At 47.5% G+C, this 25,615-nt stretch carries 14 protein-coding genes and 2 pseudogenes; 4 read left to right on the top strand and 12 right to left on the bottom strand.

Going from position 1 to position 25,615, the window contains the following annotated elements; translation table 11 throughout:
• Positions 1 to 30 precede the first annotated feature (30 nt).
• Positions 31 to 160: pseudogene (locus MKX59_RS08030) on the bottom strand (Cof-type HAD-IIB family hydrolase); the annotation flags it as partial.
• Positions 161 to 801: 641 nt separating this feature from the next.
• Positions 802 to 1,121: pseudogene (locus tag MKX59_RS08025) on the bottom strand (HAD-IA family hydrolase); the annotation flags it as partial.
• Between the two features lie 350 nt (positions 1,122 to 1,471).
• Here MKX59_RS08025 and MKX59_RS08020 point away from each other — a divergent pair.
• Positions 1,472 to 2,755: a pectate lyase family protein gene (locus MKX59_RS08020; protein ID WP_076264784.1), complete on the top strand. Its 1,284-nt coding sequence runs from the start codon at positions 1,472 to 1,474 to the stop codon at positions 2,753 to 2,755.
• Between the two features lie 147 nt (positions 2,756 to 2,902).
• Here MKX59_RS08020 and MKX59_RS08015 read toward each other — a convergent pair whose 3' ends face one another.
• The 5 genes from MKX59_RS08015 to MKX59_RS07995 form a co-directional block, all read right to left on the bottom strand.
• A complete protein-coding gene (locus tag MKX59_RS08015; protein ID WP_076264785.1) occupies positions 2,903 to 3,970 on the bottom strand; it encodes an ABC transporter ATP-binding protein in 1,068 nt (355 codons plus the stop codon).
• Between the two features lie 214 nt (positions 3,971 to 4,184).
• Positions 4,185 to 5,564 carry a HAMP domain-containing sensor histidine kinase gene (locus MKX59_RS08010; protein WP_076264786.1) on the bottom strand — a complete coding sequence of 460 codons (1,380 nt, stop codon included), beginning with the start codon at positions 5,562 to 5,564 and terminating at the stop codon, positions 4,185 to 4,187.
• Between the two features lie 2 nt (positions 5,565 to 5,566).
• Complete coding sequence (locus MKX59_RS08005; RefSeq protein WP_023989808.1) at positions 5,567 to 6,277, bottom strand: response regulator transcription factor; 711 nt, start codon at positions 6,275 to 6,277, stop codon at positions 5,567 to 5,569.
• Positions 6,278 to 6,445: 168 nt separating this feature from the next.
• Positions 6,446 to 6,952, bottom strand: a complete 507-nt coding sequence (locus tag MKX59_RS08000; protein WP_076264787.1) for a hypothetical protein — start codon at positions 6,950 to 6,952, stop codon at positions 6,446 to 6,448.
• Between the two features lie 157 nt (positions 6,953 to 7,109).
• Positions 7,110 to 13,340, bottom strand: a complete 6,231-nt coding sequence (locus tag MKX59_RS07995; RefSeq protein WP_340858080.1) for a WIAG-tail domain — start codon at positions 13,338 to 13,340, stop codon at positions 7,110 to 7,112.
• A gap of 189 nt (positions 13,341 to 13,529) precedes the next feature.
• Between MKX59_RS07995 and fabV the strand changes: the two genes are divergently transcribed.
• Together fabV and MKX59_RS07985 are read left to right on the top strand one after the other, a co-directional pair.
• Positions 13,530 to 14,717 carry an enoyl-ACP reductase FabV gene (fabV, locus tag MKX59_RS07990; RefSeq protein ID WP_028542496.1) on the top strand — a complete coding sequence of 396 codons (1,188 nt, stop codon included), beginning with the start codon at positions 13,530 to 13,532 and terminating at the stop codon, positions 14,715 to 14,717.
• A gap of 298 nt (positions 14,718 to 15,015) precedes the next feature.
• Positions 15,016 to 15,168 (top strand): DUF1540 domain-containing protein, encoded by a 153-nt coding sequence (locus MKX59_RS07985; protein ID WP_023989813.1) that lies wholly within the window; start codon positions 15,016 to 15,018, stop codon positions 15,166 to 15,168.
• A gap of 153 nt (positions 15,169 to 15,321) precedes the next feature.
• Here the strand turns inward: MKX59_RS07985 and MKX59_RS07980 are convergent, their stop codons facing one another.
• A complete protein-coding gene (locus MKX59_RS07980; protein WP_076265306.1) occupies positions 15,322 to 15,561 on the bottom strand; it encodes a hypothetical protein in 240 nt (79 codons plus the stop codon).
• A 93-nt stretch (positions 15,562 to 15,654) separates the two neighbouring features.
• The gene (locus MKX59_RS07975; protein ID WP_025720792.1) at positions 15,655 to 16,026 is read right to left on the bottom strand and encodes a DUF4190 domain-containing protein; all 372 of its coding nucleotides are present in this window, start codon (positions 16,024 to 16,026) and stop codon (positions 15,655 to 15,657) included.
• Positions 16,027 to 16,249: 223 nt separating this feature from the next.
• Between MKX59_RS07975 and MKX59_RS07970 the strand changes: the two genes are divergently transcribed.
• On the top strand, positions 16,250 to 16,837 hold the full coding sequence (locus MKX59_RS07970; RefSeq protein ID WP_076265307.1) for a hypothetical protein: 588 nt from the start codon (positions 16,250 to 16,252) through the stop codon (positions 16,835 to 16,837).
• 12 nt (positions 16,838 to 16,849) lie between these two features.
• On the opposite strand, the gene lpdD is transcribed toward MKX59_RS07970, so the two are convergent.
• The 3 genes from lpdD to MKX59_RS07955 form a co-directional block, all read right to left on the bottom strand.
• The gene (gene lpdD / locus MKX59_RS07965; RefSeq protein WP_023989817.1) at positions 16,850 to 17,197 is read right to left on the bottom strand and encodes a prenylated flavin chaperone LpdD; all 348 of its coding nucleotides are present in this window, start codon (positions 17,195 to 17,197) and stop codon (positions 16,850 to 16,852) included.
• Between the two features lie 305 nt (positions 17,198 to 17,502).
• Positions 17,503 to 23,001, bottom strand: coding sequence for a S8 family serine peptidase (locus MKX59_RS07960; protein ID WP_340858075.1), 5,499 nt, complete (start codon positions 22,999 to 23,001; stop codon positions 17,503 to 17,505).
• A 565-nt stretch (positions 23,002 to 23,566) separates the two neighbouring features.
• The gene (locus MKX59_RS07955) at positions 23,567 to 25,192 is read right to left on the bottom strand and encodes a S8 family serine peptidase (protein WP_076295847.1); all 1,626 of its coding nucleotides are present in this window, start codon (positions 25,190 to 25,192) and stop codon (positions 23,567 to 23,569) included.
• Positions 25,193 to 25,615: the final 423 nt, after the last annotated feature.

The following is a 25,615-nucleotide window of genomic DNA, read 5'->3' as shown; positions in this document are numbered from 1 at the left end:
TTTTATGCAAGGCTATATCTAGTTTCTCACGAACAAATCAGCCTCTCCATATGGCAAACCCCGCGATAAATGGGTGAGGGGAACACTCCATTTTTTCTCTGGCCACAGGGTCGTTCTCAACATCTCCATAGATCCGTCTCTCCAGATGAGGTCTTAAATTTTGGCACCATGCTATCATCACCGACAAGTGTACCGTCAATGTCGATAAACACAAATGACATGATTGTTGTTATGTACTACATTTACACCGTAATTAGTGTAACGCATTACAGGTCAAATCTTTTTTTGAGAAACTGATACGTTTTAAAAAAAAGCCGCCAATATGGCGACTTCCTATATGACTAAAACCTGCTTGGAGTGTAATTGCTATTTTTTAAATACTCGATTACGAATTTGTCTAAAAATAAAAACAGATTTTCATTCATCACTTTGTAGTCACTATTTCTCAGTAGTTCTGGCTGCTGAATGAATCTGTGGCTACTACGTTCAGATAGTCCGGCTTCCGAATTCTCGATTAGAAGCTCTACCAATTCATGTTTAAACTCCATATGGCATTGAAAACCGTAGACAAGCTTCCCGTATTCTCTATAATCTGCCTCGGACAAGCTTCACTGTAGGCTATTATTTTGCAATTTTCAGTTAATCCAGGCTTATCATTTATGCCAGTGTCCAACAATACTAGTATTGTCAAAATGGGCAAATTTATCATTGCATTTGCCTTCATCTGTGAATATTATGAAAAAAATCCTGCTTCTAACTTTTTCAGTGTACGATTGTACGGTTATGTGTTATCCAATGTTTTTAACATTCCGCTTCGGGCGTTGTAAGATTCAACACATACTTTCTGAAAGTACAATATTCGCTAGCTCCATCAGGGTTTTTATTTCAAAGGTTGGTTGAATTGCAGATGTGTTTATTTTCCCGGTAGGGTTGAACCAACAGCTATCAATTCCGTTATTGTTCCCTCTCTGAATATCCTAAGTCAGTGAATCACCGATCATGAGAGCCTTCCTTTTATCCGAAATGACCCGCTTTGTAAATACATAATCAAAAATAGCAGCTTGTGGCTTTTGGTAACCTACTTCTTCCGAAATAATCACCTGTTCAAACACATCACGCAGTGTTTGATCTCCCAGTTATTATACAGAAGCTGGTCGTGCCATCAAGATACGATCAAGAATTGAAATCGTTAACATTCTGATAAAAATACAAAAACAATTCCATATATTCATATATACATTTCCTATTCCGTGTGATTGTTAACGTTTTCATTATTGCATATACGTCTTGATTGGAAAAAGAAGGGGTCTATTGAATTATATAAAAAATTCGACAAAAATTTTAGTATGTAACTTTTATTATATTAACAAATACTGGAACAGAAAGTATGATAGAAAATGTAGAAACCACAGGAGCACCCGGGACTCCCTTCGTTCATCTACTCCATTAATCCAATATACGGAGGTATTTTATGAAAAAGAGATTTTCACTCGGAATCGCAGCGGCTCTACTGTTCACTACTCTGGCTCCTATAGGTGCACCTGCTCATGCAGCCAGCGATATTGGCAAGGAGACGCTCGGCAGCAAAAACGGATGGGCAGCCTTTTCTACAGGCACAACAGGTGGAGCTACGGCGACTACCTCCAATATTTTCACCGTAACGAATCGCAAGCAACTTGTCGATGCTTTGGGCAAAAACAGCAATAGTACGCCTAAAATCATTTATGTCAAAGGCACGATCAACGCCAACGTCGATGACAATAACAAGTCATTGGGATTGAACGACTACAAGGACTCTAAATATGAGTTTGACGCCTACCTCAAAGCGTATGACCCGTCCACATGGGGTAAAAAGGCCCCGTCTGGCACATTGGAAAAGGCACGTGAGGCTTCACAAAAAAATCAGGCCAGTCGTGTCGTCATTGAAATTCCGTCCAATACTACGATTGTCGGTCTGGGAAGCGACGCGGTCATTAATGGCGCAAACTTCCAACTAAAAAAAGGGACAGACAACGTTATTATCCGTAATATCGAATTCCAGGATGCCTACGATTATTTTCCTCAGTGGGACCCAACGGACGGCAGTACAGGCAATTGGAATTCGGAATATGACAGCATTACAGTTAACGGCGCCACACATGTATGGGTAGACCACAATACCTTCAATGATGGGTCTCACCCCGACAGCCAAAATGGCACCTTTTACGGCCAAGAATACCAGCATCATGATGGACTTCTCGATGTGATTAACCAAGGCGATCTGGTTACTGTTTCTTACAATCATTTTTACGATCATGATAAATCATCGATTATTGGCAACAGCGACAGTAAAACAGCAGATGAAGGGGCTTTACGTGTAACTCTGCATCACAACTATTATGAAAACACGGTACAACGCACACCACGCGTGCGGTATGGACAAGTCCATCTGTACAACAATTACTATACTGGTGATGTAAAACGCTCCGAATATCCTTCACTGTATATATGGGGCGCAGGTAAATCCTCCAAAATCTTCGCCGAAAACAATGTCATTGACGTTGCCGGTTTAACTGCAGCTAAAATCGTGACTGTCTTTGGAGGAACTGCCCTGTCAGATACGGGCACAATCCTGAATGGACAAGCTGTTAACGCAGGCTCCAGCGCGGGTCTTAGCTCCTCTGTAGGCTGGAAACCATCGCTGAACGATAAAATCTCCCCATCCGCCAGTGTGAAGGCAGAAGTCACTTCCCAAGCCGGTTCCGGTAAGCTGTAAGCACTGCCTGCTAACACAAATAACCACAGGCGCCTACAACCTGCGATTTTACACCAAAAAGGCTGTTTCCTCCGTAGAATGATTCCACACGGAGAGAACAGCCCTTTTTTTATTTTTCATTTGTTTAATTACAAATTATAACACGCCTTAACTGCCGTATTTTTCTACCAAAACCGGCTTTTCAAATGCGTTATCCAGCTTGCGAAGTTTAGCCTTTACAGCTTCTGGTGGCTCAACCGCAGGCGCATCTGGATGCAGCAACCATGATTTCACAAAGTGCGTATCGGATAATTGAAAGAGTGGAGGCTCTTTCTCAAAGTCAATTTTCATAGCATAAGAACTGCGGGCTGCAAAAGCATCCCCTACAGGTGGGTGAAGCAGATCCGGAGGTGTTCCCGGAATAGCTGCCAGCTTCTGACCATGGCTGTCCAAACTTGGCATAGAAGCGAGAAGGCCCCATGTATATGGATGTTTCGGGTTATAGAAAATTTCATTAACCGTACCTGTTTCCACGATTTGTCCTGCGTACATAACGGCAACGCGATCAGCCATCTTCGCCACAACACCGAGGTCATGAGTAATAAAGATGATGGAAGTATCGATCTTTTTCTGAAGATCCTTCATTAACTCCAAAATTTGAGCTTGAATCGTTACGTCCAACGCAGTCGTCGGCTCATCGGCAATCAGAAGTTTCGGATTAGCAGCCAATGCCATCGCAATGACGACACGTTGACGCATACCGCCACTAAATTCATGCGGATATTGGTTAAAACGCTGTTCAGGATGTGGAATACCTACCAGATTCAGCAACTCAATACCCCGCTTGCGAGCAGCATCCTTGGATATTTTTTCATGCTTGAAAAGCACTTCCGTGATCTGCTTACCCACTTTCATCGTCGGGTTAAGCGAAGTCATTGGGTCCTGAGAAATCAGGCCAATTTCCTTACCACGAATTTTTTGCATCTGCTTCTCTGTTTTATTAATCAGCTCTTGTCCGTCAAACATAATTTGACCCTTTTGATAAATGCCCGGAGGGGTCGGAATCAACTTCATAACAGCTTGTGAGGTTACGCTTTTGCCTGAGCCGGATTCGCCCACAATCGCCAGCGTCTCTCCTTTATTGACATGAAAGTTTACGCCACGAATGGCCTGCACTAGTCCCTGACGGGTCTTGAAAGATATCGTTAAGTCCTTCACTTCCAAAAGGCGGTTCATCTCATCACTCTTTCATTTATTATTCATCACTATTATTGACCACTATCTAAAAAAACGACGTCCATGAGTCAAGGTATATACGATTAATTTTACTCAGTTTAGTACCTACCAGTCAAGCAATATCTAAAATATCACCAAAAACCTTTCACACCATGTTATATAAATGGAATGTTTGTCCGAAAAAACGATCATTTTTAACCATTTCTGTACTCATTTATAACATGCGCTGGATATAGCTGAAGCGTGCTCCACCCCATGGCGAACGTGTGCAGAGTAGTTCTCCATTCAATCGGGTAGCAATTTGACGACAAATAGCCAATCCAAGACCTGTGGCACCATTCGAGCCCGCATAGAATCTTCCAAATACCTCGGCTGCCTCTTGTTCAGTCAGCCCTTCCCCATCATCATCCACATGCATAACCCATACAACCTCCGGTGTTGTCCCTGTCTCCAAATGAATGACAACCTCCGTAGAGGTGTGCCGAACTGCATTTTGCAACAAATTCAATATCATACGGAACAATTGCTCGGCCGGAACGGCCACATGCAGGCCCTCTCCCTCCACTCGAAGCGAGATAGAACGTTCAGCAGCCACCGGCATCAATAGATGAACAGCATCCTCCGCCATGCTTCTAAGATCAACCAGAGAGACAGGCCATTCTTCATTCAGCGCCTCCAACCTCGATAGCTGCAGCAGCTTTTCCACCATATCAATTAACCGCTGGGACTGCACTTTGATGATACTTAGCCCCTCGTCCTGGGATACCACTTGATCCTGAATGGCATATACATAGCCTTGAATCGACATTAACGGTGTCCTTAGCTCGTGAGATACATTTTGCAGGAATTCAATTTGACCGTGGTGATGGTGCTGAATACGGGCGGACATGGAATGAAAGGTACCGATCAGCTCGCCAATCTCACTTTTATCCGCCTGCGGAAAATCACTATCCTGCGGCTGATTCGGTTCGTAGTTGCCTACCGCCTCCTTCAATCGTTTGAGCGGACGCACCAGACGTGAGACAACCATCAGACCAATGACGAGAATCACCAAAAAACCCGCGATGATAGACAGTAATGTGGTTCTCATTAACGGCACATACAGTGCTCGTAAAGAAGATAAGGGTGAGTATACAAAAATACGAAAAGGTTGTCCGGGCAATTCTTCATTCGTAAACAGTACCTTTTTACCTTGAAGCACAGCCACCCCTTCATGTGTAGCGGTCAGATCCTGGGCAGACGGATGAACCGATGCAAAAAATCCTTGGCGGATCAAAAGCAAATGCTCTATCTTTTTGCCTTCCATTCCAGAGACGCTTGAGTCGATGATGCGGTTATCCGTGCTTAAAATAAAGTAATCAGCAGATAAAAGCACGCCCTTGATAACATAGTTAAATTCAGCATTATCCAGTCGATCAAAGCCTCCGTCACTCATAATATGGACGGCTTTGCGCGCCTGCTCATGAAGCTTGGATTTGGCCTGATTCACCAGAATGTCGTCGATAAGCCTGATGAATAAGACCACCGTAATACAGACGGTAATAAGCATGGCGATGGTCAGGGAAAGCAGTATTTTAGCTCTCATCGTACGCATGGTTACAACTCCTGAACCGTTGCTTTATATCCGAAACCCCATACGGTGTTAATGACGAGCGTAGAGTGATATTCAGCTAACTTTTTACGAATCCGCTTGACCAAATCATCCACGACTCTCACATCACCTATAAAATCATAGCTCCACACCTGCTGAATCAGATGTTCCCTGCCGAAAGGTCTTTCCAGATGATTCGCAAGAAACAGCAGCAGGTCGAATTCACGTGAGGTCAAATTTAGCTCTTGTCCGTCCACTGTCACTTTACGAAAGTCAGCAAAAATACACAGATTGCCCGCATGGCATATATCTGCGCTTTCTGCCGCTTGCCTATCGTCTGATGCAGACATTCCGGCCTTGCTCAGTCTCAGCATCGCTTTGACCCTTCCTACCAACTCCCTTGGATTAAAGGGCTTAGTCAAAAAATCACTGCATCCCAGCTCCAGCCCGTGAATACGGTCGTTTTCTTCTCCACGGGCAGAGATCATAATGATCGGCATTTCCGTAAACTCACGAAGCTGAGTCAGTAGAGAAAGCCCATCAATGCCAGGCATCATAATATCAAGAACGAGACAATCCGGACGGTTCGTACGGATATGCTCTACCAGTGTTTTACCACTGGAAAAGGAAGTGACCTCGTAGGATTCTTTTTTCAAATATTCAGATATTAATTGCAGAATGAACACATCGTCATCCACTACTACTATTTTTGTCATGACCTTAACCCCTTGCCGTTGTTCTGGATGCTTCCATCCTCTCTTTAAGCTTAACAGAAGCCCAGCAGAATAGACAAAAGACGGGTATACCGTTCCCGGTCCCGTCTTTCTTATCATGAATCGCTGCTGTATATGCCAGGCGAGCTGAATGCTAACTACATATCAGTCTTATTTCTTGGTTGTTACTGTTTTTGGAGCTGTTTTGACTGTTTTTGGAGCTGCTTTGGCTGGAACTGCTTTTTTAACTGGAGCTTTGTGGGTCACTTTTTTAGCTACGACATGATGTGCACGAGTTTTATGAGTTGTTGCTTTGTGTTTAACAACATTATGTTTTTTTGCATGATGTTTAACTGTACGATGCTGCACTTTCACTGCTTTTGTTTTGTGGCTTGCCACTTTTTTCGCAACGGATTTTTTGGCAGGGGCTTTCTTCGCTTTGGTTGTTGTTTTATGAGCTGTTGTAGCTTTTTTAACGGGTGCTTTCACCATAGGTGTTTTCGTCACAGGTGCTTTTGCCGGTGTTTTGGTAGCCGGAGTCGTAACCGCAGGAGCTTTGATTGCTGGTGCAGTGCTCGCTGGAGTCGTTGTTGCTGTAGCGGCGAATGCACTGCTTGCTCCTCCCAATACACTTACTACGGTCAATACGGCTGCTGCATTTTTAGTCCATTTTTTCATGATTGAATCACCTCTCCTTTAAAGTATCTTTAGCTTATCAGGAGAATTCGGGATAATTGTGGAGCAAATGTGTGAAAAGTATATGAAAAAGCGTGCAGCCCTGTATTTAGAAAATACATGAGTCTGCACGCTATGAGTTTTACAATAACCATCTTCACTAACCAATGGCGATCCAGGAAATAATACCGTAGTTATGCGCGGTTTCGTTCCACTTGGTTACGACGATCACTGCTCCATTCGGCGTCTGAGATTTCAGCGTCGCATGAAAGAGAGGGTGGTTCGTCATCGCTACCAACGTGTAGTCCGGGTTTACAAAAGGCTCCCCGAATACAATGGTTACTTCCGTCTCTCCTTCACTGCCTTTCAAAAGAAACGGCGCTCTGCCAAACTGCTGCAATGCTGGCTGATTCGCACAAGTACGGACCGGAGTGATGCTCAAATGCTCCGGCTTCACTGCGTTCAGCTCCAGCTCACGTGAGCCTACCGAGCCTTCCACCAGATGATGACCTTCAATGCTCTGCTCTGCCACATGATGGCTTTGTACCGCAGCCGCTTGCAGATGCTCTGGTCCCACGGCTTCTGGGCTCAGCACCTCGCTGTCGACGGCCTGAGCTTTCAGATGGCTGCGAGATACACTGTTTGCCTGAAGTCTGTCGCCACTGACGCCTTCCTCTGGCAAAAGTCCCGAGAGATGTATATCTGTGGACAGCTGAGCCAGTGTCACCGAGCCCGGCTTTAGGTGATGCGAATCAATAACTTCCTCTCCAATGTGGTGGCTTGCAATAGCCTCCTCAGCCACATGGCGGGACTGTACCGTTCCATCTGCCAGCTTGCTGGACGTCACCGCTCCTTCCTGTATAGCATCCTCAGCCACTGCCTGCCAGCCTACATGCTGTGGCTGAATAGCCCCTGCCTGCAGATGCTCCGACTGGACTGAATCCAGCGCGATATGCCTGGACTGCACCACGCCTTCTGCCAGTGCGGACCCTTGGATCGCCCCCTCGGCCAAATGCTGAGCGTGTACGGCTTGCTCCGTTAAATGCACGGAGTTTATGCTGGCTTCTGCCAGATTCGAAGCACGCACCGCCCGAAGCGCAAGCTTCTCAGCGTTCACGCTGCCTGCCTGGAGCGCGTGAACCGATATACTCCCTGGCGCAATATGCCGAGTCATCACTGCCGAAGCCTGCAAATGGGCAGAGGTGACGGATTCAGGAGCCAGATGGCTCGACTGGACGGCCTCTTCTGCCAAATGATTGGCTTGCACCGCTTCGTCCGTAATATGCCACGGCTGGACCGAATGAGGAGATATTTTGGCAGCAGTCACGCCATCATCCGCCAGTTTGCCGGACGTAACCGACTCATCCTGCAAAGCATCAGTTGATATTGCTTGGGATGCGATATGCACACCCTGAATGGTTCCAAGGTGTAGATGGTGCGGCTGAATGGACTCCGGTGCGATATGCACGGACTTCACTGCCCCCTCTGCCAGCGCTCTGTCCTGTACTGCGCCAGGTGCCAAATGTCGGGGGTATACGGCATGCTCAGACAACTGTGAAGGACCGACGCTTCCTTCCGCGAGATTCATCGCTTGCACCGAGCGTGCCGCCAGCTTTTCCGAGGTGATGCTTTCTGCTTGAAGCGCACGACCTGACACACTGTCAACGGCCAGATGTCTCGCAAACACCGAGGAAGCCTGTAAATGATCAGAGGTGACGGATTCCGGAGCCAAATGGTTCGACTGGATAGACTCTTCTGCCAAATGATTGGCTTGCACCGCTTCGTCTGTAATGTGCCACGGCTGGACCGAGTGGGCAGACAGCTTGGCGGCAGTCACGCTCTCATCCGCCAATTTGTCGGACGTAACAGATTCATTCTGCAAAGCATCGGTCGATATCGCCTGTGAGGCGATATGCACACCCTGAATGGTTCCCATTTGCAGATGATGCGACTGGATGGACTCCGGTGCGATATGCACGGACTTTACTACCCCTTCTGCTAGCGCTCTGTCCTGTACTGCGCCAGGTGCCAAATGCCGGGGGTGTACGGCATGCTCAGACAACTGTGAAGGACCGACGCTTCCTTCCGCGAGATTCGTCGCTTGCACCGAGCGTGCCGCCAGCTTTTCCGTGGTGATGCTTTCTGCTTGAAGCGCACGACCTGACACACTGTCAACGGCCAGATGTCTCGCAAACACCGAGGAAGCCTGTAAATGATCAGAGGTGACGGATTCCGAGGCCAAATGGTTCGACTGGACGGCCTCTTCTGCCAAATGATTGGCTTGCACCGCTTCGTCTGTAATGTGCCACGGCTGGACCGAGTGGGCAGACAGCTTGGCGGCAGTCACGCCCTCATCCGCCAATTTGTCGGACGTAACGGACTCATCCTGCAAAGCATCGGTCGATATCGCCTGTGAGGCGATATGCACACCCTGAATGGTCCCCGTTTGCAGATGATGCGACTGGATGGACTCCGGTGCGATATGCACAGACTTTACTGCCCCTTCTGCCAGCGCTCTGTCCTGTACTGCGCCGGGTGCCAAATGCCGGGGGTGTATCGCCTGCGTGGACAGATGTGAAGGGCCGACGCTTCCTTCCGCGAGATTTAACGCTCGCACCGAGTGTGCCGCCAGCTTTTCCGAGGTGACGCTTTCTGTTTGAAGCGCACTACTGGATACGCTATCCGAGGCCAGATGGCTCGCAAGCACCGCCGAAGCCTGCAAATGGGCAGAGCTGACGGATTCCAGGGCCAAATGGTTGGACTGGACAGCCTCTTCTGCCAAATGATTGGCTTGCACCGCTTCGTCTGTGATGTGCCACGACTGGACTGAGTGGGCAGACAGTTTGGCGGCAGTCACGCCTTCATCCGCCAATTTGTCGGACGTAACGGACTCATTCTGCAAAGCATCAGTCGATATCGCCTGTGAGGAGATATGCACATCCTGAATGGTTCCCGTTTGCAGATGATGCGACTGGATGGACTCCGGTGCGATATGCACGGATTTCACTGCCCCTTCTGCCAGCGCTCTGTCCTGTACTGCACCCGTTGCCAAGTGCCGGGTGTGTATCGCTTGCGTGGACAGATGTGGAGGGCCAACGCTGCCTTCCGCGAGATGCGTCGCTTGCACCGAGTGTGCCGCCAGCTTTTCTGAGGTGATGCTTTCTGCTTGAAGCGCACTACTGGATACGCTATCCGGGGCCAGATGGCTCGCAAGCACCGCTGAAGCCTGCAAATGGGCAGAGGTGACCGATTCCTGGGCCAGATGATTGGACTGAACGGCTTCTTCTGCCAAATGTTTGGCTTGCACCGCTTCGTCTGTAATGTGCCACGGCTGGACCGAGTGGGCAGACAGCTTGGCGGCAGTCACGCCCTTATCCGCCAGTTTGTCGGACGTAACGGACTCATCCTGCAAAGCATCGGTCGATATGGACTGTGATGCGATGTGCTCTCCCTGAATGGTTCCAATTTGCAGATGATGTGGCTGGATGGATTCCGGTGCGATGTGCACGGACTTCACTGCACCCTCTGCCAGTGCTCTATCCTGTACTGCTCCAGCTGCCAGATGCCGAGTGTGCACCGTTTGCGCAGAAAGATGTGAAGGGCCGATGCTGCCTTCCGCGAGGTTCATTCCTTGTACCGAGCGCGCTGCCAGCTTTTCCGAGGTGACGCTTTCCGCTTGAAGCGCACGACCTGACACACTATCCGGGGCCAAATGTCTCGTGAGCACCGAGGAAGCCTGTAGATGCACCGAGGTGACCGCTCCTGCAGCCAGATGTGCCGAATCCACGGCCGCCACAGCCAAATGGTTGCTTTGTACAGCTTCGTCCATAATATGTCCGGACTGCACGGCATGGGCAGACAGTTTCGTGGGAGTTACGCTTCCCTCCGACAGTTTGGCAGAGGTGACCGATTCATCCTGTAAAGCCGGAGTCGCTATAGCCTGCAATGCGATATGCTCTCCCTGAATGACCCCGCTTTGCAAGTGCTCCGATTGGATGGATTCGGGCGCAAGATGTGCAGACTTCACAGCATTCTGGGCTAATTCCGTCTCCTGTACTGCTCCTGCTGCCAAATGCCGAGTGTGTACGGCTTGCGCAGCCAAATGTCCGGGACCCACGCTATTTTCCGCCAGATTGGGAGCCTGCACAGCACGGGCTGCTAGCTTCTCAGAGGTGACACTTTCCGACTGAAGCGCATGACCGGATACACTATCGGGGGCGAGGTGTTTGGTTTGGACCGATGCAGATTGCAAATGATTAGAGGTGACGGATTCCGGAGCGAGATGATTCGCCTCCACCGCTTCAACAGCCAGATGGTTACTCTGCACTGCTTTATCCGTAATATGCCACGGCTGCACGGAACGAGCAGACAGCTTAGAGGAAGTAACACTACCCTCAGCTAACTTAGGAGCCGTAATCGCCAAATCATTGATTTTATCCGTGGCCACACTTTCCGGCGATAGTTTCAGCGAAGTAACAGCATGATCCTGCAAATGATGGGAGTACACCGCTCCGCTGGCCAAATGCGCGGTTTGAACAGCGCCTTCACCTAGTATGTCCGCGGTAACGGACTGTTCTTGCAAAGCCGAGGTTCCAACACTGTCTTCCCCAAGATGTTTGCTCAAAACAGAACTCTGGGCCAGATGGGTCGAATCGACGGATTGAGCCTGCAATGCCTTTCCACCCACACTGTTGTCGGCAAGGTGGTTTTCACGAATTCCCCCCGTTGCAATGTGTACGTGTGTAATGGCTTGAGAGGCAATCTTATTTCCGGTTACCGCCCCTTTGCCAATTTTAGGTTCTGTCACTGCTTCGTCAGCGATTTTGTCAGACTTAATCGCGCTCGAAGCAATGTGATTTTCCTTGACAGCATGATTCGCCACATGGTGTTCCAGAACTGCTCCCTTCCCTAATTTCTCGCTCGTCACAGCCCCGGAATGCAAATGTTGCTCCGTAACCGCCTCCGATGCAATATGATTCTTTCGAATGATTTCGGACTGGAGATGCAAGGAAGAAACTGCCTCCGGAGAAATTTGTGGACCTTGTATGGCTGCTGTAGCAATATGTCTGGTAAGTACCGCCTCATCGGCAATTTTGTGTGGTAATATGCTCTGATCCGATATCTTGGATGAAGTGACGGATTGATCGACAATTTGCAATGAGCCTACAGACTGATCTGCCAGTTTATTGGACTGAATACTCCGATCCGCCAGATGGCGGGCTGTCACTTGGCCCGTTCCAAGCTGCTCTTCCCCAATGGAGCCAGGACTCAGATGCTTTCTTTCAATCGCTCCAGCCTGAATGTGCGCACTGGTAACTGCCTCCGACTCCAGATGACGCCCGCTGACAACGCCTTCCTCCAACTGTTCCTTACCCACAATTCCATTGGATAGCTGCTTGCGATTAATTGAACCGGGGGCCAGATGTCTTGCATGAACGGCATGTTCGGTCAGGTGTGCACTCTCAATGCTGCCAGCTTGGATTTTAACTCCATCCACAGCCCCATCCCGCAGTTTGGAAGTGGTCACAGATTGATCGCCCAGCTTGGAGCTATCGACAGCTTCATTAGCCAAATTGTTCGATTGAATCGTACCACTGCGAATTTTATCAGATGTAACCGCCTGATCTTGAAGCATATCTGAAGACACGATCCATTGCTTGAAGTGACGACTCTCAATGGAGCCATTCGCAATATGATCGCCGCTGATAATCTTATCAGCCAGCTTTTCTGGAGTGATGCTGCCATCTCGAAGTTTTTCACCACCGATGGAGCGATCCTGCAATTTACTGCCTGCCACCGATGCGTCCGACAGATGTTCCACCGTAATGGAGTCTGGGGCAATCTTCGAAGAAGTCACAGCACCGTCGGCTATCTTAATCGTTTGAACGGCATAATCCGCCAGAGATTCCGTGTGGATACTCTCTTGCTTCAGCTTGCTGGAATCTATGGAAGCGGGAGCGATCTTCTCACCCGTTACAGCGAGATCGCTCAAATCGTCTGTATAAATGAAAGCGTTGTTTACATGCGGAGCCTTCTTATTGCTCAAAATTTCCTCCACATCAATTGGATCAGGTTCTGGCTCTGGCTCTGGCTCCGGCTCTGCTTCTAGCTCTGGGGGTTCCTCCATCGACACTTGAGTCTCCTCTGCATCCGCAAATTCAACCTCCGTCTCATGCGAAGCCTCGACTTCAGGTTCGACAACAGTCTGTAACTCCGGCTCCTCTTTGGTTGGGGGAGGCGGAGAAGCAACTTGATGAAGTCTTGCTTCTGTCTCCCTCTCCGCAGGCTGTGGCTTCACGCGATGTATCATACTTAATTCATTCATATCCGGGTCAATTACACTATAGAGCGGCTTTTTGTTTCTTATGGTTTTGCGGCTCTTATTCTTCAAGCAACTCTCTCCCTTCTCATATTTATCGTTACAGCATCATATGCAGGCACTTAGGCACTTGCCACCCCGTGCAAGGATACACTTTTGGGTAAAAAGGATACTTACTAAAATCCACGTTTGAAAAAATATAGTTAAAAGTTAAAATAGTAAGGGTGAAGATCGCTACAAGAAGAGAGGAATTACAATACCATGATTATCAAACCAAGAACACGTGGCTTTATCTGCACCACTGCTCATCCGGTGGGCTGTGCCCAACATGTTCAGGAGCAAATTGACTATGTACAGGCCCGTCCTGCTATCCAAGGACCCCGTAATGTACTTGTGATCGGGGCATCTGCCGGATATGGGTTGGCCTCTCGCATTACTGCCGCCTTCGGTGCGCGTGCCAATACAATTGGTGTATATCGCCCTAGTAATGCTACCGCCACACGTACAGCATCGGCAGGCTGGTACAATTCTGCTGCATTTGAAAAAGCTGCTCAGGAAGCTGGGCTTAAATCCTTAAGCGTAACAGGCGATGCCTTCTCGGATGAGGTCAAATCCAAAACGGTGGAAGCCATTCGCGAAGAACTGGGACAAGTCGATCTGGTGATTTACAGTGTCGCTTCAGGTCGTCGTACAAATCCCCGCACAGGCGAAACGTTTAATTCCGTGCTCAAACCTATTGGTAAGCCTTACACAAACAAGACCGTTAACTTCCACACCGGGGAAGTCAGCAGCGTGACGCTTGAACCCGCAACAGAAGAAGAAGTACAAGCAACTGTAGAGGTTATGGGTGGTGAGGACTGGAAATTGTGGATTAACGCCTTGCGTGAAGGCGGTGTATTGGCTGATACTGCAACAACCTTTTCCTTTTCGTATATTGGTTCAGATATTACGCAAGCCATCTACAGAGAAGGCAGTATCGGAAGTGCAAAGGATCATTTGGAGGAGACAGCACATCAGCTGAACGATCAGCTGAAAGTTACAGGCGGACGCGCCTTCGTCGCAGTCACCAAAGGACTCGTTACCCAATCTAGCTCCGCTATCCCTGTCGTTCCTCTGTATATTTCTGCTTTATATAAGATAATGAAGGAAAAAGGGCTGCATGAAGGGTGCGTAGAACAGAGCTACCGCCTGTTTGCTGAGCGTCTGTACGCACCAGAAACTCCTGTAGATGAAGAAGGACGTATTCGTATTGATGATTGGGAACTGCGCGAAGACGTACAGGCAGAGGTTGAGAAGATATGGGAGGCGCTGACGACCAACAATATCTACGAATTGTCAGATCTTGAAGGATATCGTCACGAATTTTTCCAACTGTTCGGCTTTGAGTTTGAGGGCGTAGACTATGATGCTGACATCGATCCCATCGTAAATATTCCTAACGTGCGCTAAGTCTTTTCATATCGTCATTATGTCAGAAAAACAACAAAAGCTGTTCTCCAGCAGAGAAACATTTCGTTCTGCATGGAGGACAGCTTTTGTTTTTTAATTAAAAGAGACACTTGTGTCCGCTTCGAACTGCAAAATGAAGCAAACATTGCAATTTTAAAATTCATTTGATATTGTACAAGTAGGCATAGCAAAGTCCCTCTTCCTAACAAGAGGGTAAACACAGTTGGACAAGTCCTACCTTGACTGACCGTGATTATATTTGCTCAGCCCACCACATCCATATAAGGAGGTGTACAACATGGCAAAAGACGTTCTGTGTGAAGTCAATTCATGTACGCACTGGGCCCAAGAGAATAAATGCAGCGCTAGCTCCATTTACATCGTAAGCAACAGACCTGAAGACACTCACAAGTCTGAAGAAACAGACTGCAAAACCTTCGAAGCCAAGTAAATCTTTGATTTCAAGCCTAGTTTTATAATGAAGGAGCCCATGCCCGGGTTCCTTCTTTCTTATGATATTCTAACAAGAATGATAATTATTATCAAGTCCTTTTTCGGTACAGAAAAACGCTATTCGCTTGTATACAATCATTTCTCTGCTACTTTATAAATCCAAGCCGAAAAGGACACTGCTGTTCTCTCTAAAGACAAAAAAAGAAGCGTCGCTCTGAACGATTCGCTTCTTGTGCTTGATCTTCTGTAATTGTTCTTGCTTGGTCGGCTTCTTTCGTATGTGCTGTGAAATCTCGCCATAATGGTCATTCGTTTTGCGGCTTTGTGCCGCGCAATAGATTCCAGCGCGTTTTGCCTTGCTCAACGCTTTTTGTGTTTGAGTACGTGCCATATGGCTTCACTCTCCTTCATTGGACTCCTTTTATCATAGCATCCAATCGTCAAATCGTGAATGGTTTGTCTGACTCAAGCATTCTTCAATTGATTAAATGTCTGAAAAAATATCCGGATCGCCACTGGAGGCCGCTACAATAAAAACAATAACTATAAAAATGATGATCAGTGTATAAATCAGTGTACCGATAATACTACATACCAATCCAGCAATGGCCATACCTCTGCCTTGCTCGCCATGACGGTTAATTTCCTTCAAGGAAAGACTGGACAAAATAATACCCACAATTCCGATAATCAACCCGATATAGGGAATGACAACAGATAAAATCCCGAGCACCATCGAGGCAACAGCTTTACTATTCGTAGGTGGAACTACTGGGGGCGGGTTAAATGGGGCGTTATAATCGTTCGTCTCCTGAAAAGGATCGGAAGATCGAGGCTCCTTGTACAAATCACTCATCTGTTAAATTCAACTCCAATACGAAAAATAGCAATTATATAAGTTCTAGGGTACCACAATCTTACAAATCAGGACAGTACTTATTTCGAATTTTTAAATTAGAACGTTAAAAAGAAGAAACCTAGCGATATTAGCACTTTTTGAGGTAACCGGGCATACAGTATTGTACCTGTTACAGATCAATTGCGCTCCATGAGAGCATCCTACCAAGGAGGTCGGAGCTATGCTATATCGTGCAACATCCCGCAGAAAGGGCTCGCCTCACAAACGTTTAAATGCAAATACACTTAGGAAAATATCCGCTGCCATGCTACCCTTTTACAAAGCTATTGCAACCCGACGTGCTTTTGCCGTCCAATGGTCACGAGCTGTCGTTCAAGGCAATTTGGATCGGATGAAATCCCTTCTCTGCTCAGTAGCGCCATTTGCCGCCAAACAAGGCTTAGGCACGAATGGCATCGGCTACTTTATTTCCTTTTTAGCTCAGCCACCGATGCTCTATTATACGAATGGAACGACGATTCCACCGGGGACTGTGCAGTTTACGTTTGAGCCGAGAGTTCATCGCGCCATTGCAAAAGCCGTTTTTCCACTGTATCGCGAATTGGCACGCAATCCATGTTTTGCTTCTGCCTTAGCCAAAGCGATCAACAGACAAGACCAGCGTGCAGTTCATGTCATGATCCGTAGTTTGATTCCATCCTCTGCGCTGAAATCCGTACAAATTGAGGATGATGGCTTTGCATTGCTATTTAAGTATCCCTTTAGTAAGTACCCATATCGCAATCTGCTCTTTCGGGAGTTCACTTAAAAAGGTATGCTACTAGCGTGCTTGCTTGAGTTCTCCAATGAGCTCTTTCCCCAGTTGTATAGCCATATCTGTCAGCACTCGGATTTCGTCCTTGGTTGCATGATCTAAATGTGCCCCGCAGCAAATGGCAAAATTGCCTGCAAACTCTTTTCGCAAGCGAACTGCAATTTCTTCGGTAATATAAAACTCCTTGTGATTTTGCAATTGCACAGTTTGAATCGGCTCGAGTCTGGCCCCTGCTGTAATCGTTCCCAAATGAGGCTGATCACCGCCTGAAATGAGTACAATGATATCTTCCCCCATAAAATAGGCATCCAGCACAAGACGGATACGTCCGCTTTCTTTTTGCAAATGAATCAATAGGATCCTCTCCTGCTAAAAAATATTATTCAGGATTTTGCAAAATTCGATTCCAGTCGCTCCAAAGTGCAATATATAGACAAACTAGACCATTTCGATCTATATATTGTTTATTGAAAATCGCTTATTAGATTTTTGCAAAATCCTCTATTGTGAAACGATTCACTTTATAGAGTTCTACTCATTGTACCGCTTCTTGAACGGTTCGACAATTTAAAAATGGCCCACAGCAGCCTCTATAAACCGTGGCTTGCTGTGGGCCTTCATTGTTATTCTAAAAGAAGCATTTCCTTTCCTACTGGCTGTTAACGGATCGTGATCGTATGCACAGTCTTACCACTTGCGCCGTCATTATCCGTTACCGTTAGCTCTACGGTATACGTTCCAGCTGTGGTGAATTTATGCTTCACCTTGGAACCGACCGCCGTATCGCCATCGCCAAAATTCCAGCTGTAACTAACGATCTCACCGTCTACATCACGGGAAGCTTTGGCGTTAAATTGTACATTTTTGTTCTTCTTAGCTGATTCATTAGCCTGAATAATGGCTACCGGCTTCTCATTGGATGGATTCGGATCAGGGTTCTGTCCTCCACCATTGGTTACATACAATCTTCCCGGTGCCTCCGTCTCCACTTCATTTCCCGCTGCATCCCTTACCCGGATCACGATGACTCCGCCCTCCAGGTTCAGAGAAGATGAAGTGAAATAAGTACCTTCATAGTGGCCTGACGAAGTTTCATTTAATGGAATATCGTTGCGGCCCAAAGTGGACAGGTTGAAAGGCAGCTCCACATGGAAGGACGCCTCCAAACCGGATGCACTGTCAAAGGATACTCGTACCGGCTGCCCTGGAGTAATACGCACATCCTCAGCAGGGCTGATGTTTTCAAGCTTCGGCAGAGCTGTATCGACATACACCGAGCGCGTAACACTTGTTTCGTTTTCGGCAAGATCCTTGGCCGTCACCGTAATTTGATTTTCACCTTCGTTGATAAGCAACCGCTTGTTAAAGCTGCCGTCACTTCCAAATTCAGCGGGCTCACCATTAATCGTCAATTCGGTGAGGAACTCGTCATACACGGTACCGACTACACTGACTACACCCGCGTTTGTACGGGCCCCTTCATCAGGTGAAGTCAGGATCAGACCCGGTTTAGTCTGATCGAGTGTCACAACCACCGTTTCGGAACGATCCGTTAATTTGCCGTATACCGCTGCTTGAACACTTAGCGGATTAGCTCCTGGTTGAAGATCAACCGACAAACTGAAGTGGCGATCCTTCACTTTCGTTGTGCCAGCCAGCTCCTTACCGTTAAAGAGCTGAATATCGGCTCCTTCTGCCGGGGAAGTTCCTGTTACGGTAATCGACTCTTCCTGCGTATACGTAGCCTTCGTAGGAGTCGTAATCGTTGGAGCATTCACCGGATATCTGACGATAGCCCGGATCATGTAATTCCCTTCCTCCTCAGGTGATTGGCTCCATGCGCCACTTACACCTTGCCAGCTGCGAAGTGCATTCGGGCCACTCTCATCTGTAGCAAGACCCGGCGACTGTGTGCCCACAGCAGACTGTGTATATACGATGTAGAAGTCACCTTGAACCGTCACCGGTTCTGGAAGCTGCACTGTCGTCCATTGTGACTCATCCCGCACGGCAGTCCCGTCGAATGGACCAGCCAATAATCGTCCAGGCGCTCCTGCCGCACCAGAGGCGTCATAAACAGCATATTGGAATGCCGTTCCTCCCGGATTCGGGAAGGCAGAGTTCCAGAACAAAAGCGATGCTCCTGTCACTTGAGCCACTTCCGACTCAGGCGTCATTCTGACTGCCCATGAATTGCCTGCCGCATTAAAGGCTCTGGCATTTTCTCCTGTCCCGTCATCGTAAGCAATGCCTCCCTGGAACCCGATGAAAGGTTTCAACGTGACATTCGCTTCCACACTACCGTTCGGAGGAGCAATAACAGATACACTGTCGCTATAATAATTCTCAGCTGAAATAGACAATGTGTATGTTCCTTCCAGCACGTCCAGCGTAAATTCTCCAGCCTCATTCGTCTCTACCGGAGCAATACGTGCATCCTCCAGCACCAACACTTTCGCTTTTTGGATCGGTTCACCGGATTGCTTGTCGATAATGACCCCGTGAATCGTACCGTGAGGTATGGCCTGAAGGCTAAAGTTTGCTCTAATGACTTTGTTATTCTCAATCGTGACTGCTTTCGTTTGAGGCACGTAACCATAGGCTTCAGCCTTCAGCGTATAGTCGCCCGCTACATGGGTGAAGCTGTATTTGCCCGTGGTCGGATCCGTTTTCACCGAACGTCCGGTTTCCAATACCGTAACCGTAGCGCTGGCTGGAAGACTGTCGAGCCCGACACGTCCACTATCCACCGTTGTTTCTGCCGGCTTCACTTTCTCCTGGAATTCACTCTTTTCAGTGCTTGTAATTTTGTACAGCGGGAACTGTTCTTCCGCTTTTTCCAGCTTGATATTCGACTCAGGTACGATGTCCTTGGTCACTGTCGCAGCTGGAATACCCAACACACGGAAATCGTCAATGTACCAGCCGTTCTTGTTCACACTGTTATCCGATTTCAAACGGAAGCGAATTTGGATCTCATTGCCGGTGTAGCTATCCAGATTGTAATAAACCGGAGTCCACTTTTTCCCATTCGTATTGTGAGAGAACTTGCCCAGCTCGCTCCACGTGTCGCCATTGTTTTTGGACACTTCCACATAACCGTAATCATAGCCGGCCTCAATTTCAAACCAGTGATTGAAGGTCAGTGTTGCATTGCGTACAGCCTGCAAATTAATTTTTGGAGAAACCAGCGAAAATTCAGCTCCGTTCTCATAATTGCTATCAAGATCGGTTGCCCACACATTTGGTCTGGACACTGCGCTTTCTGGTCCTACTTCCTTCGGAATGCCACGTTCCCACTCATCCTTGGTACCGGAATGAGTCCAGCCATTATCCGAGCTGCCGTCAAAATGATCGCTATACAGCGTATCCGGCACGTCTACTCTCAGAGAAGCCTCATTCGACTTGATTCCTTCATTGCCACTATAATCCTCAGCCGCCACTGCATAATGATAGGTCGCTCCACCGACCGTGATGGTATCTGTGAGTGTCAGTGCTGAGGTTGTACCGATGGAAGTATAATTTTTGCCTGATTGGGTAGAACGATACACCTTGTACTGCTTCACATCTTCATCGGAGGAAGCATTCCAGGCCAGTGTGACGTTGCCCACAGTATCGGCTTCAGCAGTCAAATTGCTCGGCGCAGCAGGTGCAACGGTGTCTGGCTCCTGAATCGACAGATCGTCAATATACCAGCCATCTTTCACAACCGTATTGTCACTAGTAAAGTTGAACAGGAGGTATACTTTTTGACCCGCGAATGCCCGCAAATCAAGATATTGTGTTTTCCAGCCATTGCTGGTGCCAGTAAACGATAATACCTGCTCAAACGCATTCTGATTGTTTGTGGTTGCTACGTACACTTTGCCGAAATCAGAATTGTTTTCAAGATCGTACCAATGCTTGAAGCTGACCAGCGCCCCTTTTGAGCTCTCGGTCAGATCAATCGGAGGGGCCATAAAATAACTGTTGGAGTTGGCCTGATATTGGCCTTCGAGATTAGTCGCGATGACCTTTGTACCCGAATGTGCGCTTTTAGGGCCGCTTGTCGGAGTTCCCCATTTCCAAACACTGCCCTGTCCACCGATATTAATACCGGCAATGTCTTTTTCAAAGTCTTGTGTGTAGCCTGGTTTTACGCCTTTGGAGATTTTAACCTTGTATACTTCAGTTTCAAATCCGTTATTACCGTAATCATTTACACGAATATAGTATTCCAGACCAGCGCTGTCCACCAAAAAAGTCGGGATGGACGCTTGATATGTACCATCTTTGCTGTCGCCGGAGGTCCGTTCCAACGGAATATATACATAGTTTGACGTACCTGCTGTTTTGGCAAATGCCTCAACGGCCGTCACGCCGACATCATCCGTTACATGAGCAGTCAGAGGTATATCAATACCCTCGAATGCCGCTGCGGGCGGTGTATGCTCGAGAACAGGTGCTTCCAGATCGTCGCCACCCGTTACAACTTTACCAGACACGGAGCCCAGACCTTGCATGACCGAACCGACTGCATCCAGCGCATTAATGACACCATGTCCGTAGCCATTGTTTGGCGAAGTAGGATATGTGCTGTCCGTGCGCGGTGTAGCTGTGTTCATCAAAATTTCCTCAAGCTGGTCTACGGTAAGAGAATGATTCGCTTGCAGCAACAGAGCTGCAAGGGCCGCAACATGAGGTCCCGCCATGGAAGTACCGTTATACCCGCCTTTATAGCCGCCACCAGCCACAGATGACCGGATATTTACACCCGGCGCGGAAACTTCGGGCTTCACCTCACCATAGGGTGATGGTCCTAACAAGGAGAAGCTGGCTAGATTATCATTGATATCCGTGGCTCCAGTAGCGAAGGATTCCGGATAGTTCGCCGGATTGGCTACCGAGGCAGGTCCGCCCGGATTGGAAAGAGAGGTATTACCTGCGGAGAATTCGGGGAAGATTTGAGCATCCCGCCATGCCTGAACCACAGGCCGGAACCATTCATCAAGACCCGGTCCGCCTCCCCACGAGTTGTTCACTACGTCTGGAGCAAGCTCGGGATGAAGATTCCCTTGGGCATCTTTTGGCGCAAGCAGCCATTGACCGCCATCCAGTATAATCGCATCCGTCGTTTCCGGATTAAAAATCCGAACCGCAATCCACTTCGCACCAGGTGCAACGCCAACTCGGTTCGTTCCGTTTTCCTCAGAGCCGACCATCGTGCCCATCGTATGTGTACCATGGGAATCGTCTTCCTGATCGACCGGAAGCGTTGCATGACTATGCGGATCGTACCAGCTCAGCTCAGGATTCACGACATTGCCTGCCGCGTCCAGACCCCGCCATTTGCGATGAAGGGCCGGATGTGTATAATCTACACCTGTATCCAGATTGGCGACCACGATTCCGGTTCCGTCGATTCCTTTTTCCCACACTTGTGGTGCGTTAATATGGGATATGTTCCATTCCACCGTAGATGGGTCTACAGCGTTCTTACCTGCATTGCCAGGCTTAGCCGATGTTTTGCCATCGTCCTTCTCCAGCTCTACAGCTTTCTCTACCGTTGCAGACTTCGCCGTTGCTGCTGTCGCTGTTTCAGCTGTTTTGGCATTTGCTCCCTCTGCTTGCTTGTCAACCGTCACCTTTTGCAGATAACGCGTTTCATTCGGCAAGACTTTATCGACCTCAGGCAGCTGCGAAATATGATCCAGCACCTCCTTGGTGCTTGTTACAGCCAATGCATTGACAATAAAAAAGCTTTTATATTCCTTCACTCCGCCGCTCTCTGATTGCTTATCCAAATAATTTTCAAGCCCATATTGGGTTCTTGAAGCCGTTTCACGCAGAGAACTGATCACATGGCTGCGTGCAGCCATTTTGGCAGCGGAAGGTGTTATTTTCTCAAGTGAGGCCTTTTGAAGAGCATTTTTGGAAACCTTGTTGGTGTCTACCTGTTCTTTTAATTTGACCAGATAGGTAACATAGTTATTCTCCTCAAACTGTTTGGTCAGTTTCGGGGATACCTTCGCGGTCGTGACCTTGTGCGAGGCGGATTTTAGCTCCAGCTTGGAGCCATCTGGTGTGTTATTCGCCAAAGCGGGTTGAACAAAGGAAAAGGCCATTAGCAAAGATAGTCCGATAGATAGTGGTTTCTTGAATCGTTTAGGTTTAATCAATTACTTCTCCACTCCTTTTACTAGGTTTAATGTTTCTGGAATAACCTGTACAGAGTAAGACCTCATACCTTACACATCAAACACACGGGTTGCGCAACACGATGTGGTTGGCGACCACCTCCTTCATAGAATATAGAGGCACAAAAATATTTGGCTGTTCATAGGTAGCAGTACTTCATAGGTGAGTTTGCAATCCCAATAGAAAAGCGATGAATTCAGTAGAAACCAAGGAGAAAAAGCAGGAGAAATTCGAAGAAAACATGTTATATCATTACATTTTATATTAAAAATTGATATATAATCATATATTATGGAATAGTATAAAGTTATCAAAACAGATATACAAGTCATTTTTTTGCATTTTTCTTGAAATTCTATGACTTTTATATTCTTTTATGTACGAAAACCCCTTTTTGCGGCTACGTAATAGTGCATTACACGGTTAATAGGTGTATGCAATCTCTGTACGAGCCGCTCAAAGGGATTTTCGGGGGTCTTTCTTAATCCTATCTTTCGCTCTATATCTTGTTCATTGGAAGTCGCTTATAGGATTTTTGCAAAATCCTCACTTAAGTACGGAGTTCACCGCAGCAAGCGCGTCGATCAGACCATATCCGAAACCATTGTTCGGTGAAGTCCGATACTGGCTATCTGTCAGCGGAGTCGCTGTTTTTGAAATAACATCCTCCAGTTGATCCACAGTCAAAGATGGTTTGGCCTGAAGCAGTAATGCTGCTAATCCAGCAGTATGCGGGCCTGCCATAGAAGTACCGTTCCATCCCCCCTCATACACTCCGCCCGGTACAGAAGAACGGATGTTCACACCAGGAGCCGAAATTTCAGGCTTCACTTCGCCATAAGGAGAAGGACCGCGCAGCGAGAAGCTGGCCAGCTTGTTGTTAACGTCCGTGGCTCCTGTCGCATAAGCTTCCGGTAGATTCGCCGGATTGGCTACAGACCCAGGTCCGCCCGGATTGGACAGTGTTGTGTTGCCTGCGGAGAACTCAGGGAAAATCTGAGCCGCTCTCCACGCCTTGGTGACTGGACGATACCATTCATCCAGGCCAGGTCCACCGCCCCAAGAGTTATTCACCACATCCGGTGCAAGCTCAGGGTGCTTTTTACCGTTTTTATCTACAGGAGCAAGAATCCACTGTCCACCGTCCAGTAAGATGGAGTCGGTGGTATCTGGATTGAATACTCGAACCGCAATCCATTTGGCGCCGGGAGCAACACCGATTTCATTCGTACCGTTGCTGTCCGAGCCAACGCTCGTCCCCATCGTATGTGTACCATGTCCATTTGAATCAGTTGGCAGCGATGCTCCATTAACCGCATCATACCAGCTCAGTTCTGGATTAACGACCTGGCCGGAAGCGTTCAGACCACGCCATTTTCTTTTCAGTGCCGGGTGAGTATATTCAACGCCTGTATCCAGATTGGCGACAACAATGCCTTTGCCGTCAATGCCTTTGGCCCAAACCTGTGGTGCTTTGATTTTAGAAATATTCCACTCGACACGGCTCGGCGTTACAGCATCCTTATACACGGATTCTTCCACCGATTTTTGCGCATTCTCTTCCGTCACAGCCGTATCTACAGCGGCTTGATCTGCAACCGCTTGGTCAGCTGTAGATTCCTCAACTACGGGCTGGGCATCCTTATCTATTTCTACCTTTTGCAGTTCCCGCTTTTCATCCGGTAAAATTTTGTCGATCTCAGGAAGTGTGGCGAGATTATCCATGACCTCTTTGGTGCTGGTTACCGCAAATGCGTTCACGATAAAGTAACTCTTGTATTTTTTGACGTTTCCGTTATTGACTTCCTTCTTTAAGTATTCTTCCACGGATTGTTGCGTTTTTTCTGCTGTATCCATGAGAGAGTTCACAACCGTTGTACGTACAGAAAGCTTAGCAGCAGCGGGTGAAATTTGCTCTGCAGAGGCCTTTTGGAAAGCATGCTTGGCAACTGACTCCGTATCCACCTGATCCTTCAATTTAACCAGATAGGTGACATACTCACTGGCACTGAATTGTTGGTTCAGCTTGGCTGAAACCTTGGCGGAAATGGTTGATCCTCCTGCTGAGGTGGTTGTGCTGGAATCTCCATATACCGGAGAAATTAGAGAAAAAGCAAGAAGAGCGGTAAAACTGACCGACAGCGTCTTTTTGATATTTTTCGACTTAATCAATACTTTCCATCTCCCTTTACTTGGTTTTTTAATTCTCAAGGACAGCCTTCCGAGTAGCTACGTCAAAAGCTCACAAAATAGCCTCTGGTACTCACCTCCTTTAAAAAATATAGATTCCGCTGGGGTGAAATCCATAGGTCATCATTCTGAGGTGAATAACCCTTGGTGCAGACCGCAAAGAACGAGCATCGGGTAGGAACAGGTGGACAAGTTTGAAAATAGTAAGTGAAAAAAATGAAGAAAAAGGTAGGGTAAGAAACTAGAAGTGATCGAGGAGGTTGATAAGCAAATATTAAAATACAATTTAAAACAAAAGAATGAAACATATGGTATCTTTTGAATCTAGTATAGTGTCATAAAATCAGATATTCAAGCATTTTTTTGAATTTTATTCCTTTTTTTCTTTAAGAAGAGAAAAATCTC

Origin of the sequence: Paenibacillus sp. FSL R7-0340, assembly GCF_038002205.1 — a bacterium.
GTDB lineage: Bacteria > Bacillota > Bacilli > Paenibacillales > Paenibacillaceae > Paenibacillus > Paenibacillus polymyxa_B.
Note: the sequence above shows the minus strand (reverse complement) of the source record. Positions and strands in the feature narration are given on the sequence as shown.